This is a genomic window from Streptomyces sp. NPDC047886, from assembly GCF_043204435.1.
Lineage (GTDB): Bacteria > Actinomycetota > Actinomycetes > Streptomycetales > Streptomycetaceae > Streptomyces.
Genome location: NZ_JBIDCF010000005.1, coordinates 352947 through 369026 on the forward strand (window position 1 = coordinate 352947; position 16080 = coordinate 369026).

Here is a 16080-nt window from a genome sequence, read left to right on the forward strand (position 1 = left end):
CGGGTCACGGAATCTCCGCCTCGATCAGGTCGGCGGCGCGCCCGGTGCCGCCCTCGCCGGCCATGCGGGCCTGGATGTCGGCGAGTCGCCGGGCCACGTCCGGGTCGTCGGCCAGCTCCAGGACCGCCGCCCGCAGGGTCTCCGGCGTGGCGTCGGCCATCGGGAGGTGGCGGGCCACGCCGAGGGCGGCCAGCATGTCGGCGTTGCCGAACTGGTCGGTCATCTGGGGCACGGCGACCATGGGGGTGGCGGTGGCGAGGCCTTCCTGGCTGCCGCCGGCGCCCGCGTGGGTGATGAAGGCGTCGGCCTGGCGGAGGATCGCCAACTGGGGCACCCAGGGGTGGGCCTCGATGTTGCCGGGGAGTTCGCCGAGTTCGGCCGGGTCGACGTACCGGCCGATCTGGAGGACGACGTGCCACCCGGGCAGGTCGCCGAACGCCTCGACGCAGGCGCGGTAGAAGGCGGGCTGTTTGGTGACCACCGAGCCGAAGGAGACGAGCAGCACCCGCTCGGCGCCGGCCGGCCGCCGCCACTCGCCCTGCTCGCTCCGGTCGCCCTGGCAGGCGCCGACGAAGGTGTGCACGGACTCGTCGACGCGGTCCGCGTTCGGCTGGAGCGCCCGCGGGATGAGGACGATGCTGCGGCGCGGTCGCCCGACGAACGGGTCGGGGTGCGTGGCGACGCCGTTCTCGGCGAGCCAGGCCGCGAAGCGGTCGTAGTAGGCACGGCCGCGCTCCGACGCCCTGAGCCGCGCGGTCATCGGCTCGCCGACCTCCTCCTCGTAGCCGTCCCAGGCGACGAGGTTCGGCGACAGGGAGACGGCGGGCACGCCCCAGCGGTGGGCGAGGACCCGGGCCGGGTAGGAGGTGATGTCGTGCAGGACGAGGTCGGGCTCGTCCCCGGCGAACGCCTCGGCGAGCTGGGGCAGGGCCTGGATCGCGTCGTCGAGGAACGGCTCCAGGTTGTCGATGAGTTCGGTGCCCCAGGCGTCCGGGTCGTCGTCCGTCGGAAGTGTGGAGGTGTAGATCACGGGTCGCGCTCCGGTCGCCGCGACCTGCTCCGCGAAGGAGGCGGGGATCGCGTAGCTGACGCGGTGTCCTCGGGCGACGAGTTCCCGGATGACTTCCAGGCTCGGGTTCACGTGCCCGTGGGCGGCGATGGAGAACATGGCGATATGGGCACGGCGTGGTGTCGGCATGCCCCGACCCTAAACGAGACGAGACGTCTCGTGCAACTTCAGAGAGCGCGCGCCCCGGATGCGAGACTGTGGCCGGTACGTGGGCGAGCGGAGTGACGGGAGAGGCGATGGACGAGGCGCGGGCGCGGACGGTCCTGGCCGCCGCCGGACTGCCGGGTCACGGAGGGCGCGACGCACACGCCGGGCGCGACGGACACGGACGCGGCGGGCATGGTGGACACGGCGGGCATGGCGGACACGGCGGCGCCGAGCTGCTGGCGCTGGGCGAGAACGCGGTCTTCGGCGTCGGCGGCCTCGTGGTGAAGGTGGGCCGGGACGCCGAACTCCTGGAGCGGGCCGAACGCGAGGTGGCCGTCGCCTCCTGGCTCGCCGACGAGGGAGTCCCCGCGGTACGGGCCGCGGAGCCGAAGGCCCGCCTGGTGGACGGTCATCCGGTGACCGTGTGGCACCGGCTGCCCGACGCCGTGCGGCCGGCGGAACCCCGGGACCTGGCGCCGCTGCTGCGCCGGGTCCACGCGCTGCCCGCACCGCCCTTCGGGCTGCCCGGGCGGGATCTGCTCGGCGGTGTCGAACGGTGGCTCCGGCTCGCTGGCGACGCGGTCGACCCGGCGGACGCCGCGTACCTGCGGGAGCGGCGCGACGGGTTCGCCGCGGCCGCCTCGGCGCTCGTCCCGCACCTTCCGCCGGGGCCGGTCCACGGCGACGCGCTCCCCCGCAACGTCCATGTGGGGCCGGACGGACCGGTGCTGGTCGACCTGGAGACGTTCGCGTCCGACCTGCGCGAGCACGACCTCGTGGTCCTGGCCCTGTCCCGGGACCGCTACGGCCTCGACCCCTCGGCGTACGACGCGTTCACCGCCGCCTACGGCTGGGACGTACGGGACTGGGACGGATGCGCGGTGCTGCGCGGCGCCCGCGAGACGGCGAGCTGCGCCTGGGTGGCCCAGCACGCCCCCTCGAACCCGAAGGCGCTGGCCGAGTTCCGCCGCCGGGTGGCCTCACTGCGGGACGGCGACCCGCGAGTCCGCTGGTACCCGTTCTGACACGACGAGCCGAGACGGGACACTCCGGAGCCGAACGTGTCCCGGGCCGGACGCTCCGGGGCAGGACGTTCCCGGGGCAGGACGTTCCGGTCCGGTTCCTTGGAACACGGTTGCCGTGACCGGACGTTGTGGCCATGGCGGCCCGGCCGGATCCGCCCGCGCCGGGCTCGATTCCCGTCCGTGATCGGAGTGTTGTGATGCGTGTGGAACTCGACCAGGTGACGCTCGATGTCACGGACAGCGGGACGGGACCCGCGGTGCTGCTGGTGCACGGCTTCCCCGACACGCGCGCCTGCTGGCGCCGCCAGGTGTCCGCGCTGAACGCCGCCGGATACCGGACGATCGCCCCCGACCTGCGCGGCTTCGGCGGATCGAGCAGGCCGGATGGCACCGCGGCGTACAACCCCGCGCACTCCGTGTCCGATCTGCTGCAGCTGCTCGACCGGCTGGAGGTGGAGCGTGTCCATCTGGTGGGCCACGACTGGGGTTCCGGCATCGTGCAGCAGCTCGCGATGGCGGCGCCCGACCGCGCGGCGAGCCTCACCCTGCTGTCCGTCGGCCATCTGGGCGCGATGCGCGACGCGGGCTGGGAGCAGCGCCGGTGGTCCTGGTACATGCTGCTGTTCCAGCACGAGGGCCTGGCCGAGGAGTGGCTGTCCCGGGACGGCTTCGCCCGGGCGAGGGAGTTCCTCGCCGAGCACCCGGACGCCGACGAGGTCATCGCCCGGCTGGCCGACCCGGCCGCGCTGACGGCCGCGCTCGCCATCTAGCGCGCGGGGCTGCCGCCCGAGGTGATGTTCGGCCCCGAGCTGCCGATCCCGCCGCTGCCCGGCCCGGTGCTGGGGCTGTGGAGCTCCGGCGACCGCTTCCTCACCGAGCCTTCGATGGCGGGCACGGGCAAGTACGTCTCGGGCTCGTGGCGGTACGAACGGATCGAGGGCGCGGGCCACTGGCTCCAGCTGGACGCGCCGGAACGGGTGAACGCGCTCCTGCTCGACTTCCTGGCCGAGCACACGCCCGACCGACCGTGACGGGCGTGCTCAGCCCGCCGTGACCGGCGCCGGGCCCGTCTCCCGGGCGGGCTCCAGGGAGCGCAGCGGCCAGGCCGGGTCTATCACGGCGTCGGGTGTGCCCTTGCGGCGCAGGAAGCTCTGGAAGTCGGCGGCCCACCGCGCGTACCACTCGACCTGCCGGGCGTGCAGCTCCCGCGGGGTCAGCTCGGCCACCGAGGCGTGCCGTCCGGCTATCGCCCGGGCCACCATGACCGCCGCCAGCGCGTCGGCGGCCGCGTCGTGCGCGTCGGCCAGCAGCACGCCGTACTCGGCGCAGACCGCTTCCAGGTTCCGCTTGCCGCGCCGGTACCGGTCGACGGCCCGGTCGATGGTGTACGGGTCGACGACCGGGCCGATCGGCGCACCGCCCAGCCGGTCGCTCAGCGACGGCAGCCCGTACCGCCGCAGTTCGGCGCTGAGCAGCGTCAGGTCGAACGCGGCGTTGTACGCGACGACCGGGACGCCGCGCGCCCAGTGGCCGGTCAGGGCGTCCGCGACCTCGTCGGCGACCTCCCGGGCCGGCCGTCCATCGGCCGCGGCCCGCTCACTGCTGATGCCGTGGATCGCCGAGGCCTGCTCGGGAATGCGGACACCGGGGTCGGCGAGCCACTCCCGGCGCCGTACGGCGGTGCCGTCGCCGACCTCGACGACCGCCGCCGTCACGATCCTCGCTTCGAGCGGTTCCGTCCCGGTCGTCTCCAGGTCGAAGCCGACCAGTGTCTCCCCGTGCCAGCTCATGCGGTCCTCCTTCATGGCGCCGCGGCGCCCTCCCCCCGCGGGCCTCCCCCTGTGGGCCGGCCTCCCCCGTGGTCGCTCCACAGTGCCACGCGGCACTGACAACGCCGGGCGGCCGGGTCAGGAGACGGGGCGGGAGTCGCTCCACACCGACTCGAACTCCTCGCGGTACGTCTCGAAGAGTCCGTGCTCGGTCTCCGCGCCGGAGGTGACGACGGACCGCCGTCCGCCGCGCAGTACCAGGACGGGCGCTTCCATGCCGCGGGCGCTGCGCAGATAGGACTGGACGATGCCGACGCCGTCCGGTCCGTCCCCGTCGACCAGGTACGCGGTGAAGCGGGGCGTCTCGTCGAAGACCTGGATCTCGAAGGCGCCCGGGTCGCGCAGCTTGGAGCGGACCCGGCGCATGTGGAGGATGTTCATCTCCACGGAGCGGCTCAGTTCGCCCTTCTTGATGCCCAGCTCCCGTTCGCGCCGTTTCACGGCGCTGCTGGCGGGGTTGAGGAACAGCAGCCGTATCCGGCAGCCGGACTCGGCGAGCCGGACGAGCCGCCGTCCTGAGAAGTTCTGTACGAGCAGGTTCAGGCCTATGCCGATGGCGTCGACGCGCCGGGCGCCGCCGAAGAGGTCCTCGGCGGGCAGCTGCCGCTGGAGCCTGACCCGGTCGGGGTGGACGGAGACGACGTCCGCGTACCGGTCGCCGACGAGGTCCTCGACCGCGTCGACGGGCAGCCGGTGCGCGGACGGGACCCCGGAGCCGCTGCCGAGGATCTCCAGGAGCCGGGCCGACGCCCGTTCCGACTGGTCGAGCACCGTGCGGGACAGCGCCCGGTTGCGGGAGACCACGTTCCGGGTGACCTCCAGCTCGTCGAGGGCGAGCTCGACCTCGCGGCGCTCGTCGAAGTAGGGCTCGAAGCAGGGCCAGTGCTGCACCATCAGCTCGCGGAGCTGGGGCAGGGTGAGGAAACTGAGCACGTTGTCGTCGGCGGGGTCCAGGAGGTAGCCCTTGCGCCGGGAGACCTCCCGTACGGCGACGGCGCGCTGCACCCACTCCTGTCCGGCGGGGCCGGCGGCGGCCACCACCCAGTCGTCGCCGTGCATGGGTTCGTAGATGGGCCTGAGCACGGCGGCCACCACGGCACGCAGCCGCTGTTCGACCAGATTCAGCCAGATATAGGCGCGTCCCGCGCGCTGGGCGCGGGTGCGCACCTCGCTCCAGGCCTCGGCGCCCCAGTCGAGTTCCGCACCGATCTCCATCGGCCGGGCGAGTGACACCGCGCCGGGCGGGACATCAGCGGGGTCAGGGGAGTCCCCCTCGTGACCTGAGTCACCTGGGGGCAGCTCCAGACCTCCCGAGCTCACCCGCGCACCGCCTTCTGGTTCCTGGACGCCCGTCTCCAACGATCAAGGAAGGGTACTCCGGGAGCGGGATGCGGTGCAGCCGGATGCACAGGCTCCTTTCCCAACGACCTTGATTGCGGCGGCCGTTTGACGGGAGGTCGCCGTCCGGAGTGAGCGGATTCATAATGGTTGGGCGCGTGCGGGGCCCGAACCGGGTCCCGGGGAGCCGGGGCCGCCCCGCGCGGAGCGGACACGGGAGCGCCGGGGGACGGCCGGGAACGCGAGGTTGACCCGGGCAACCGGACGCCACCCGATGCGCTGATCGTATGAACGGCTCCCCCGAACCCGGGGCCGCACGGGCGGGATCCGGGACGGCCGTACGACTATTTCCGGCCAAGTCGCCCATCTCGCCGTCACGGCTCATGGGGCGGGCCGCCGCCGGCCCACCGCACCTCACCGGTTTCCCGGTCACCCGGTAGCACGGGTGGAAGTCCTAGGACGCGGCCCGACTTTCGGGGAGTATCTGGCTCAAGTGACCCCCAGCAGCCGGATCAGAAGTGGAAGAGTCTTATCTATGCAGGTCTGGCCGGGACAGGCGTATCCCCTCGGCGCCACCTACGACGGCGCCGGTACCAACTTCGCGGTCTTCTCGGAGGCCGCCGACCGAATCGAGCTGTGTCTGCTCCATGACGACGGCTCGGAGACCGCGGTGGAGCTCCGCGAGACCGACGCGTTCGTCCGGCACGCGTACCTGCCCGGTGTGATGCCGGGGCAGCGGTACGGGTTCCGGGTCCACGGACCGTACGCGCCGGAGCGCGGGCTGCGCTGCAACTCCGCGAAGCTGCTCCTCGACCCGTACGCGCGGGCGGTCGCCGGCGCCGTCGACTGGGGCGAGGCGGTGTACGGCTACCACTTCGGCAGGCCGGACTCCCGCAACGACCTCGACTCGGCGCCGCACACCATGACGTCGGTGGTCGTCAACCCGTACTTCGACTGGGGCGACGACCGGCCGCCGCGCACCGACTACCACCGGACGGTGATCTACGAAGCCCATGTGAAGGGCCTGACGATGCTCCATCCGGCCCTGCCGGACGAGCTGCGCGGCACCTACGCCGGGCTGGCCCACCCGGCCGTCATCGAGCACCTGACGGAGCTGGGGGTCACCGCGCTCGAACTGATGCCGGTGCACCAGTTCGTCAACGACCACCGGCTGGTCGACGCCGGTCTCGCCAACTACTGGGGCTACAACACCATCGGCTTCTTCGCCCCGCACAACGCGTACGCGTCGTGGGGCGACCGGGGACAGCAGGTGCTGGAGTTCAAGTCCGCGGTCCGCGCGCTGCACAAGGCGGGCATCGAGGTGATCCTCGACGTGGTGTACAACCACACGGCTGAGGGCAACCACCTGGGCCCGACGCTCTCCTTCCGGGGCCTGGACAACCCGTCGTACTACCGGCTCGTCGAGGACAGCCCCCGGTACTACATGGACACCACCGGGACCGGGAACTCGCTGCTGATGCGGTCCCCGCACGTGCTGCAGCTGATCATGGACTCGCTGCGGTACTGGGTGACGGAGATGCACGTCGACGGGTTCCGCTTCGACCTGGCGGCGACCCTGGCGCGGCAGTTCCACGAGGTGGACCGGCTGTCGTCCTTCTTCGACCTGGTGCAGCAGGACCCGGTGGTCAGCCAGGTGAAGCTGATCGCGGAGCCGTGGGACGTCGGCGAGGGCGGCTACCAGGTCGGGAACTTCCCGCCGCTGTGGACCGAGTGGAACGGCATGTACCGGGACACCGTCCGCGACCTGTGGCGGGGCGAGCCGCGCACACTCGCGGAGTTCGCGTCCCGGCTGACCGGCTCGTCCGACCTGTACCAGGACGACGGGCGGCGGCCGCTGGCCTCGGTCAACTTCGTCACCTGCCACGACGGCTTCACGCTGCGCGATCTCGTCTCGTACAACGAGAAGCACAACGACGCCAACGGGGAGGGCAACCGGGACGGCGAGAGCCACAACAGGTCGTGGAACTGCGGGGTGGAGGGCGAGACCGACGACGAGGACGTCCGGGAACTGCGGCTGCGCCAGATGCGCAACTTCATCGCCACGCTGATGCTGTCGCAGGGCGTGCCGATGCTCAGCCACGGCGACGAGTTCGGGCGCACGCAGCACGGCAACAACAACGCGTACTGCCAGGACAGCGAGATCGCGTGGGTGGCGTGGCCGGAGCCGGACGCCGCCGAGGCCAGGTCGCTGCTGGAGTTCACCCGGTCGATGGTGTGGCTGCGCCGCGACCACCCCGTGTTCCGGCGGCGCCGGTTCTTCCACGGGCGGCCGGTGGAAGGCACCCACGACGAGCTGTCGGACATCGCCTGGTTCACGCCCGAGGGCGAGGAGATGACCGCGCGGGACTGGCAGGCCGCCCACGCCAAGGCGATGTCGGTGTTCCTGAACGGCCACGCCATCTCGGAGCCCGGGCCCCGTGGCGAGCGGATCTCGGACGACTCGTTCCTGCTGATGTTCAACGCCGGGGCGGAGGACCTCGACTTCGTGGTGCCGGTCAACCACGGACGCCAGTGGCAGGTCGTCGTGGACACCGGCCTCCCCGAGGGCGTGCCGCCAGGCCAGGGCGACAAGGTGGCGGCCGGCGAGCGGCTCACGCTCCTCGGCCGGAGCCTGACGGTACTACGCCGTCCGGCGTAACGGCGGGCGCGGACGCACGGCCGCCCACCGGGTCACCCGTGGTGCGGCGCGCCCGGGTGACCCGGCGCCCGTCCGGGCCGTTGACCTGGCGTCCGTCGGGCCCGGTACCCCGGCCCGGTGGCGTGGTTCCCGGCCGGGCGCGTACGTCCACCGGACGAGGTGATCGGACCAGCTGATGAGAGACACGCCCCGAAGCCGGGTACGTACGTTCGCATGACGCCCAACTCCACGTACCGGCTCCAGCTCCAGCCGGACTTCCCGTTCTCCGCCGCCGGGGAGGCGGTCCCCTACCTCGCCGGGCTCGGGGTGTCGCATCTGCATCTGTCGCCGGTGCTGGAGTCGGTCCCGGGGTCGACACACGGCTACGACGTGACCGATCACCGCCGGATCCGGGCGGAGCTGGGCGGTGAGGAGGGCCTGCGGGAACTGGCCCGTACGGCCCGTCGGCACGGCCTCGGTCTGGTCGTCGACCTGGTGCCCAACCACATGGCGGCGGCGCTGCCGCACAACCGCCCGCTGTGGGAGGTGCTGCGCGACGGCCCCGGCTCGCGGTTCGCCCGCTGGTTCGACATCGACTGGGCGGCGGGCGACGGCAAGGTCATGCTGCCGGTGCTGGGCGGCCGCGTCGGTGACGTGCTGGACGACCTCCGGGTGGCCGACGGGCGGCTGCGGCTCGGCGCGCAGGAGTTCCCGCTGCGCGAGGGCACGGAGGGGCTGCCGCTGCCCGAGCTGCTCGACGCCCAGTGGTACCGGCCGGCCTGGTGGCGGCTGGCCCGCACGGAGCTCAACTACCGCCGGTTCTTCACCATCTCGGACCTGATCGGGGTACGGGTGGAGGACCCCGAGGTGTTCGCCGCCACCCATGCCAAGATCCTGGAGCTGGTACGGGACGGGGTGATCGAGGGCCTGCGGATCGACCACCCGGACGGGCTCGCCGACCCGGAGGCGTACCTGCGTCTGCTCGACCGCGAGACCGGCGGGACGTGCTGGACGGTCGTGGAGAAGATCCTCACCGGTGACGAGCGGCTGCCGGCCGCGTGGCCCGTCGCCGGCACCACCGGCTACGACGCGCTGCACCGGATCGACGGACTGTTCGTCGACGGGGCGGGCGCCGCCGAACTGGCCGAGCGGTACCGGCGGTTCGCCGCCCCGGCCGGCGACCGGGGCGGCCACTGGGAGGCGACGGCGCGCCGGGCCGCGTACAAGGTGGTGACGCACGAGCTGGCCGCCGAGGTGGCGTTCCTGACCCGGACGGCCGGGCGGATCTGCGCCTCCGACGCGTCGCTGCGGGACCACGCGCCGTGGGCGCTGCGCGCCGCCGTGCGGGAGCTGCTGATCCGGGTGCCGGTCTACCGCCCGTACCGGATCGGCGCGGACGACGTCCTGACCGTCGACGCGGCGCTGCGGGCGAAGGGCACGTTCGCCGTGCCGGAGGAGGCGGTCGCGGTCGACGTCGTCCGGGACCTGGCGCTGGGGCGGCTCGGGGACGGGCCCGACCACACGGCGTTCCGGGTCCGGTTCGCGCAGACGGCGTCGGCGCTGCGGGCGAAGTCGGTGGAGGACACGGCGTACTACCGGTACACGCCGCTGCTGTCGGCGAACGAGGTGGGGGGCGATCCCGGCCGGCCGGCCGTGTCCCCCGAGGAGTTCCACACGTACTGCGCGCGGCTCGCGCGGGACTGGCCGACGACCGGCACGGTCCTGTCGACCCACGACACCAAGCGGAGCGCCGACGTCCGGGCCCGGATCGCGGTGCTGTCCGAGTGCCCGCAGCGGTGGCAGAAGCTGCTGGAGGAGGTGACGCGGGTCCCGGCCCCGGACGCGCAGCTCGCGTGGACGGCGTGGCAGACGGCGCTGGGGCTGGCCGTCCCGGACGCGGACCGGCTGGGCGGGGCGCTGCTGAAGGCGGCACGCGAGGCGGGGCTGCACACGAGCTGGACGGAGCAGAACGCGGGGTACGAGCGGGCGGTCGAGGAGTTCGTGGCGGCGGGACCCGCCGGGCCGCCGCTGTACACGGTGGCGCTGCTGGCCCGTGAGCTGGACCCGCACGTGCGGGCCAACGTGCTGGGCGCGGCGCTGCTCCACCTCACCATGCCGGGGGTGCCCGACCTGTACCAGGGCACCGAGAGCACCTACCTCGCGCTGGTCGACCCGGACAACCGGCGGCCGTTCCGGCCGGCCGCGCCCGACGAGAAGACGGCCGTGACCCGGGCGGCGCTGGCTCTGCGGCGGCGGTTCCCGGACGTGTTCGGCGCGTCGGGGACGTACGCGCCGGTCAGGGCGGCCGGTCCGGCGGCCGGGCACTGTGTGGCGTTCTGCCGGTCGGGGCGGGTCGTCACGGCGGTGACCCGGCTCTCGCTGCGGCTCGCGGAGACCGGGGGCTGGGGCGACACGTCGCTGACGCTGCCTGAGGGGCGGTGGGCGGACGCCCTGGACACCCCGGACGCCCGGGGAGCGGCGGACACCCCGGCCCCCGGCGCTCCGGACGCGGCGGACGCCTCGGATGCCCCGGGCGGGGCGCACGCGGTGGGCAGGGGGGGCGCGGCGCGGACGTTCGTGGGCGGTGAACCGGTGCCCGTGGCGGAGCTGTTCGCCGACCGGCCGGTGGCACTCCTGGTCCGCGCGGAGTGAGCGCGGACGAGGCCCGGCGTCCCGCGCGGGTTCAGTGCGAGGCGAGCCGGAAGCTCATCTGGCCGAACGAGACCATGTCGCCGTCCTGGACGACGACCGTGCCGGTCACGCGCCGGCCGTTGACCGTGGTGCCGTTGGTCGAGCCGAGGTCCTTCAGCAGCCAGACACCGCTCTGGAGGGTGAGTTCGGCGTGCAGCCGGGAGACGGTCTCGTGGCTGAGCCGGAGCCCGTTCACCGGGTCGCGTCCTATGCGCAGCGGATGCGGTCCCGGTGCGGGCAGCAGCAGTTTCGGCAGCCGCTCCGCCTGCCAGGCCCTGCCCAGCCGTACGGTGAACGCGGACATCCGCTCGACCACGCCGAACAGCCGCTTCGACCAGCGGCCGTCGGTGTGCAGGTCGGCGGTGAGCGCGGCCAGTTCGTCGGCCCGGCGGGCCACGAGGGCGAGCTCCATGCGCCGCAGGAACGTGTCGTGCGACAGCTTCCCCTGCGCGGCGCCCTCCCTGAGCAGTTCCAGCGCACGGTCCCGCTCGGTGTCGGAGAGCCGGGCGGGCTGTGTGGAGGACTCGAAAGCGGACGTCACAGAGCTGATTGTCGGCCGGACGGGCCCGAAGTGTCCAGACGGGGGGCCGACAGGGCCCGTTCGGCGAAGTGCCGTGCTTACCGTTCTCGATCTTGCCAGGATGGGGCGGGACCGAGGAGTGGCCGACGACGAGGGGATCGCCAGTGCTGTTCGAGGTGTGGGCGCCGCACGCGGCCGAGCGGGCCGACCTTCTGCTGGAGGGTGCGACGCACCCGCTGGAGCGTGATCCGGAGCGGGACGGCTGGTGGCTGACGACGGTCACGCCCGGGAACGGCACCACCACCGGTGGAGGCGGTACGCCCGGCGGCGGATCCGGCGACGGCGGGCCGGGCGGAGGTGGTGGGCCGGGCGCGGTACCGGACGGGGCGCGGTACGGCTTCTCGCTCGACGGCGGGCCCGTGCTGCCGGATCCGCGTTCACGCCGTCAGCCCGACGGCCCGGACGGGCTGAGCGCGGTCGTGGACCACTCCGCGTACGAGTGGCGGCACGAACCGCCCGCGCGGGGCCTGCGCGACGCGGTGCTGTACGAGCTGCACGTCGGCACGTTCACCCGTGAGGGCACCCTCGACGCGGCGGCCGGCCGCCTGGACCACCTGGCCGCGCTCGGTGTCACACATGTGGAGCTGATGCCGCTCTGCCCGTTCCCCGGTACGCACGGCTGGGGGTACGAGGGCGTGTCGCTGTGGGCGGTGCACGAACCGTACGGCGGCCCCGAGGCGCTGAAGCGTTTCGTCGACACCGCGCACGGTCTCGGGCTCGGTGTCGTCCTCGACGTGGTCCACAACCATCTGGGCCCGTCGGGCAACTACCTCCCGGAGTTCGGTCCGTACTTCACCGAGACGCACCACACGCCGTGGGGCGCGGCCGTGAACCTGGACGCGCCGGGGTCGGACGAGGTCCGCGCGTATCTGCTGGGCAGCGCGCTCGCGTGGCTGCGGGACTACCGGATCGACGGGCTGCGGCTCGACGCGGTGCACGCCCTCGCCGACACCCGGGCGCTGACGTTCCTGGAGGAGCTGTCGGCGGCGGTGGACGAGCTCTCGGCCGAGCAGCGCCGGCAGCACTTCCTGATCGCCGAGTCGGACCTCGCCGACCCCCGGACGACGACCCCGCGCGACCAGGGCGGCCTGGGGCTGCACGCCCAGTGGAACGACGACTTCCACCACGCCCTGCACACCGCCCTGACCGGTGAGTCGCAGGGCTACTACGCGGACTTCGCACGGGACCCGCTGGCCGCCCTGGCCAAGACGCTCGGCCATGTCTTCTTCCACGACGGCACGTACTCGGCGTTCCGGGGCCGTACGCACGGCCGGCCCGTGGACCGGGTGAACACGCCCGCGCACCGCTTCCTCGGCTACGCCCAGACCCATGACCAGATCGGCAACCGGGCGCAGGGCGACCGGCTCGCGGCGTCCCTCTCCCCCGGTCTGCTGGCCTGCGCGGCGGCGCTGGTCCTGACGGGCCCGTCCACACCGATGCTGTTCATGGGCGAGGAGTGGGGGGCGCGTACGCCGTGGCAGTTCTTCACCGACCACACCGACCCGGGACTGGCGGACGCGGTACGGCGGGGGCGGCGGCGCGAGTTCGCCGCGCACGGCTGGTCGGAGGACGAGATCCCCGATCCGCAGGACCCGGCGACGCGCGACCGGTCGTGCCTGGACTGGACGGAGCCCGACCGGGAGCCGCACGCCCGGCTGCTGGCCTGGCACCGCGAGCTGATCGCCCTGCGGGCGGCGCACCCCGACCTGACCGATCCGGATCTGATGGCGGTGCGGGTGGTGTACGACCAGGAGGCCCGCTGGCTGGCGTTCCGGCGCGGGGACGTCCGGGTCGTGGTGAACCTGGCCAAGGAGCCGGTACGGATCGGGCTGGGGCGCGACCGCTTCCGGGTGGTGGCGGCCTGGGAACCGGTCGAGTCGCCCGGCGCCGACGGGGAGCTGGTGCTGCCGCCGGAGTCGTGCGTGGTGCTCGCCGACGCGTGACCCGGCGTCAGTTCGAGGTGCCGGTGCCCGTGCCGCGCAGGTGGCGGGCCGGCGCGGTCCGGCACACGGCGGCGGCGTGCTGCCCCCTCCCGCGCGAACACGTGGCGGGTGGGCCGGTCCGGTCGGTCGAGGTGGGGCGCGCTCGGTCAGGGGACGGGGACGACGAGGTCGGCGCGGTCGCGGGTGGCGGCCACGAGGCGGGCGTTGGCCTCGTCCGACTCCCGCACCCACCGCTCGGCCGCCGCAGGCTCCTTGCCGAAGCGGACATGGCGGTCGATCAGGCGCCGTACGCGGCGGCCCTCGTCCGCCTCCAGGAACCAGACCTCGTCGATGAGGGCCCGGACCGGCGCCCAGGCGGCGTCGTCGTGCAGCAGGTAGTTGCCCTCGGTGACGACGAGCGGGATGCCGGGGGGTACCGGGATGCTGCCCGCCACCGGTTGCTCGATGGCGCGGTCGAAGGCGGGCGCGTAGACGGTGACGTCCGGATCGGCGGCGCGCAGCCGGGCGAGGAGCGCCGCGTACCCGGCGGCGTCGAACGTGTCGGGGGCGCCCTTGCGGTCGGCGCGGCCGAGGCGGTCCAGCTCCTCGCGCGCGAGGTGGAACCCGTCCATGGGGACGAGGACGGCGAGCCCGTCGAGCCGGTCGACCAGCCGGGCCGCCAGGGTGGACTTGCCCGCGCCGGGGGCTCCCGCCAGGCCGAGGACGCGGCGGGTACCGGGGACGGCGAGCCGGCGGGCCCGGGCGGCGAGCAGGTCGAGCTGCTGCGACTCCATGGACGGCATTGTCCCAGGCGGCCGCGTGTAGCCTCACCGTCATGCCGCACATCGCTCTGGTGACCCTGGTCGTCCACGACTACGACGAGGCGATCGCCTTCTACACCGACGCCCTCCGTTTCGCTCTGGTGGAGGACACCGATCGCGGGGACGGCTCGCGCTGGGTCGTGGTCCGGCCGCGCGGCGCGGCCGACGGTACGGGGCTGCTGCTGGCCAGGGCGAAGGACCGGGCGCAGGGGGCGAGTGTCGGGGCCCAGACCGGCGGGCGGGTCGGTTTCTTCCTGCACACCGAGGACTTCGCCGCCGACCACGCGCACATGGCGGCGGCCGGGGTGCGTTTCCTGGAGGAGCCGCGGCACGAGCCGTACGGCACGGTGGCCGTCTTCGAGGACCTGTACGGCAACCGCTGGGATCTGCTGGAGCCGGCGGACGCCCGAACGCCCCGATGAGGGAGGCGGAGGGCGGGACGGACAGGCGGGCGGAGCGCGCCTGGTTCAGCCGCCCGCTGCTGGTCTTCCTGCTGGGTTCGCTGCTGCTGTCCGTGCTGTCGCACGCCTTCGACGGCGGTGTCCGGCTGGCGCTGACGGCGGTCGGCGGGGCGCTGGAACTGACCGGTGCCACCTGGGGGGTCGTCAGCTGGGTGGCCGTCAGGCGGGCGCGGCGCCAGGGGGCGACGGCGGACGAATCGGGCGCGTCTCCCCCGGTCTGAGCGCGAGGGTTGTCCCATCGCTCAATCAGTGGCTACCGGGCGGTAGCAATATGGCCGCCCCCCGTCCACCATATGACGCGAACATGACGATTCACTCGGTGGCCGAGCCGTGCCACCGCACCCCCTGCCCGTGCACCCCGACGGAGGAGTGAATTCCATGCATGGACGCACCCGCACACGACGGTGGACCGTCACCCTGGCCACGACGGCCGCCCTCGCGCTCGCCTGGCCCGCCGGGGCCGGCGCCGCCACCCCCGCCGCCCCCGTGGAGCGGCCCGCGCTCGCCACGGCGTCCGCGACCACCGGCATCGCCCAGCTCCGGGGCGTCGACTACGCGACCTGGCAGCGCGATGTGGCCCAGGTCGTCGCCGCCGCCCGCCCCTCCATCGAACGGCGGATCTCCGACGGATCGGGCGAGAGGCTCGCGCTGGTCCTGGACATCGACAACACGTCCCTGGAGACGGACTTCCACCCCTTCTGGACGTACCCGACCCCGGCCGTACGCCCGGTCCTGGACCTGGCGCGCTACGCGCACGCGCGCGGCGTCGACGTCTTCTTCGTCACCGCCCGCCCCGGCATACTGCACGCGCCCACCGCGTACAACCTCAAGGCCGTGGGCTACCCCGTGACCGGTCTGTACGTCCGCGACCTGCCGGACCTGTTCGAAGAGGTGGCCGCCTACAAGACCGCCAAGCGCGCCGAGATCGAGGCGAAGGGCTACACCATCATCGCCAACATCGGGAACCGGCCCACCGACATGACGGGAGGTCACGCGGAGCGCACGGTCAAGCTGCCGGACTACGACGGCGCCCTGTCCTGAGCTGTCAGGTACGGAAGCCGCGGGCGCCGTCGCACGGGACGGCGGCGCCGCCCGGAACCGATTCCGGGCGGCGCTCGTCAGGGGGCCGGACCCGCCGGCCGGGCGGCTCAGCCCTCGTCCGGGACCAGCCGCAGGGAGATCGAGTTGATGCAGTACCGCTGGTCCGTCGGGGTGGGGTAGCCCTCCCCCTCGAAGACGTGCCCCAGGTGGGAGCCGCACCGGGCGCACCGGACCTCCGTGCGCGCCATGCCGAAGGAGCGGTCCTCCAGGAGCTCGACGGCGTCCGAGTCGCGCGGGTCGTAGAAGCTCGGCCAGCCGCAGTGCGACGCGAACTTGGTCGTGGAGGTGAACAGCTCGGCGCCGCACGCGCGGCAGGAGTAGACGCCCTTCGTCTCGGTGTCCGTGTACTCACCGGTGAAGGGGCGCTCCGTGCCGGCCTCGCGCAGCACGTGGTACTCCTCGGGCGTCAGCTCCGCGCGCCACTGCTCGTCCGGCTTCTCGACGTCGTACGCCATGGG

15 protein-coding genes are annotated in these 16080 nt (G+C 73.5%); 9 read left to right on the forward strand and 6 right to left on the reverse strand.

Going from position 1 to position 16080, the window contains the following annotated elements:
- Positions 1–4: 4 nt before the first annotated feature.
- Positions 5–1198, reverse strand: coding sequence for a macrolide-inactivating glycosyltransferase (gene mgt, locus ACGF5U_RS19620; RefSeq protein WP_392717395.1), 1194 nt, complete (start codon positions 1196–1198; stop codon positions 5–7).
- 107 nt (positions 1199–1305) lie between these two features.
- On the opposite strand from mgt, the gene ACGF5U_RS19625 reads away from it, so the two are divergent.
- The 3 genes from ACGF5U_RS19625 (at position 1306) to ACGF5U_RS19635 (ending at position 3272) form a co-directional block, all read left to right on the forward strand.
- Complete coding sequence (locus ACGF5U_RS19625; protein WP_392717397.1) at positions 1306–2241, forward strand: phosphotransferase enzyme family protein; 936 nt, start codon at positions 1306–1308, stop codon at positions 2239–2241.
- A gap of 197 nt (positions 2242–2438) precedes the next feature.
- A complete protein-coding gene (locus tag ACGF5U_RS19630; RefSeq protein ID WP_392717399.1) occupies positions 2439–3011 on the forward strand; it encodes an alpha/beta fold hydrolase in 573 nt (190 codons plus the stop codon).
- 24 nt (positions 3012–3035) lie between these two features.
- On the forward strand, positions 3036–3272 hold the full coding sequence (locus ACGF5U_RS19635; RefSeq protein ID WP_392717401.1) for an alpha/beta fold hydrolase: 237 nt from the start codon (positions 3036–3038) through the stop codon (positions 3270–3272).
- 9 nt (positions 3273–3281) lie between these two features.
- Here ACGF5U_RS19635 and ACGF5U_RS19640 read toward each other — a convergent pair whose 3' ends face one another.
- A complete protein-coding gene (locus ACGF5U_RS19640; RefSeq protein WP_392717403.1) occupies positions 3282–4031 on the reverse strand; it encodes a 3'-5' exonuclease in 750 nt (249 codons plus the stop codon).
- A gap of 117 nt (positions 4032–4148) precedes the next feature.
- Positions 4149–5390 (reverse strand): SAV2148 family HEPN domain-containing protein, encoded by a 1242-nt coding sequence (locus ACGF5U_RS19645; protein ID WP_392717405.1) that lies wholly within the window; start codon positions 5388–5390, stop codon positions 4149–4151.
- Between the two features lie 553 nt (positions 5391–5943).
- Here ACGF5U_RS19645 and glgX point away from each other — a divergent pair.
- Both glgX and treY read left to right on the forward strand, forming a co-directional pair.
- Positions 5944–8067, forward strand: a complete 2124-nt coding sequence (gene glgX, locus ACGF5U_RS19650; RefSeq protein WP_392717407.1) for a glycogen debranching protein GlgX — start codon at positions 5944–5946, stop codon at positions 8065–8067.
- Between the two features lie 213 nt (positions 8068–8280).
- Entirely contained in the window at positions 8281–10698 is a 2418-nt protein-coding gene (gene treY / locus ACGF5U_RS19655; RefSeq protein ID WP_392717409.1) for a malto-oligosyltrehalose synthase, read from the forward strand.
- Between the two features lie 31 nt (positions 10699–10729).
- On the opposite strand, the gene ACGF5U_RS19660 is transcribed toward treY, so the two are convergent.
- Entirely contained in the window at positions 10730–11278 is a 549-nt protein-coding gene (locus ACGF5U_RS19660) for a DUF1707 and FHA domain-containing protein (protein WP_392717411.1), read from the reverse strand.
- 143 nt (positions 11279–11421) lie between these two features.
- Here ACGF5U_RS19660 and treZ point away from each other — a divergent pair, with 143 nt between their 5' ends.
- Positions 11422–13260: a malto-oligosyltrehalose trehalohydrolase gene (gene treZ, locus ACGF5U_RS19665; protein ID WP_392717413.1), complete on the forward strand. Its 1839-nt coding sequence runs from the start codon at positions 11422–11424 to the stop codon at positions 13258–13260.
- Between the two features lie 146 nt (positions 13261–13406).
- On the opposite strand, the gene ACGF5U_RS19670 is transcribed toward treZ, so the two are convergent.
- Positions 13407–14033, reverse strand: coding sequence for a nucleoside/nucleotide kinase family protein (locus ACGF5U_RS19670; RefSeq protein WP_392717415.1), 627 nt, complete (start codon positions 14031–14033; stop codon positions 13407–13409).
- A gap of 41 nt (positions 14034–14074) precedes the next feature.
- On the opposite strand from ACGF5U_RS19670, the gene ACGF5U_RS19675 reads away from it, so the two are divergent.
- The 3 genes from ACGF5U_RS19675 (at position 14075) to ACGF5U_RS19685 (ending at position 15562) form a co-directional block, all read left to right on the forward strand.
- Entirely contained in the window at positions 14075–14482 is a 408-nt protein-coding gene (locus ACGF5U_RS19675) for a VOC family protein (protein WP_392717417.1), read from the forward strand.
- Entirely contained in the window at positions 14479–14742 is a 264-nt protein-coding gene (locus ACGF5U_RS19680; RefSeq protein ID WP_392717419.1) for a hypothetical protein, read from the forward strand. Before ACGF5U_RS19675 ends, ACGF5U_RS19680 begins: the two co-directional genes overlap by 4 nt.
- Before the next feature lie 157 nt (positions 14743–14899).
- The gene (locus tag ACGF5U_RS19685) at positions 14900–15562 is read left to right on the forward strand and encodes an HAD family acid phosphatase (protein ID WP_392717421.1); all 663 of its coding nucleotides are present in this window, start codon (positions 14900–14902) and stop codon (positions 15560–15562) included.
- 107 nt (positions 15563–15669) lie between these two features.
- Here the strand turns inward: ACGF5U_RS19685 and msrB are convergent, their stop codons facing one another.
- Positions 15670–16077, reverse strand: coding sequence for a peptide-methionine (R)-S-oxide reductase MsrB (msrB, locus tag ACGF5U_RS19690; RefSeq protein WP_392717423.1), 408 nt, complete (start codon positions 16075–16077; stop codon positions 15670–15672).
- Between the last annotated feature and the right edge of the window lie 3 nt (positions 16078–16080).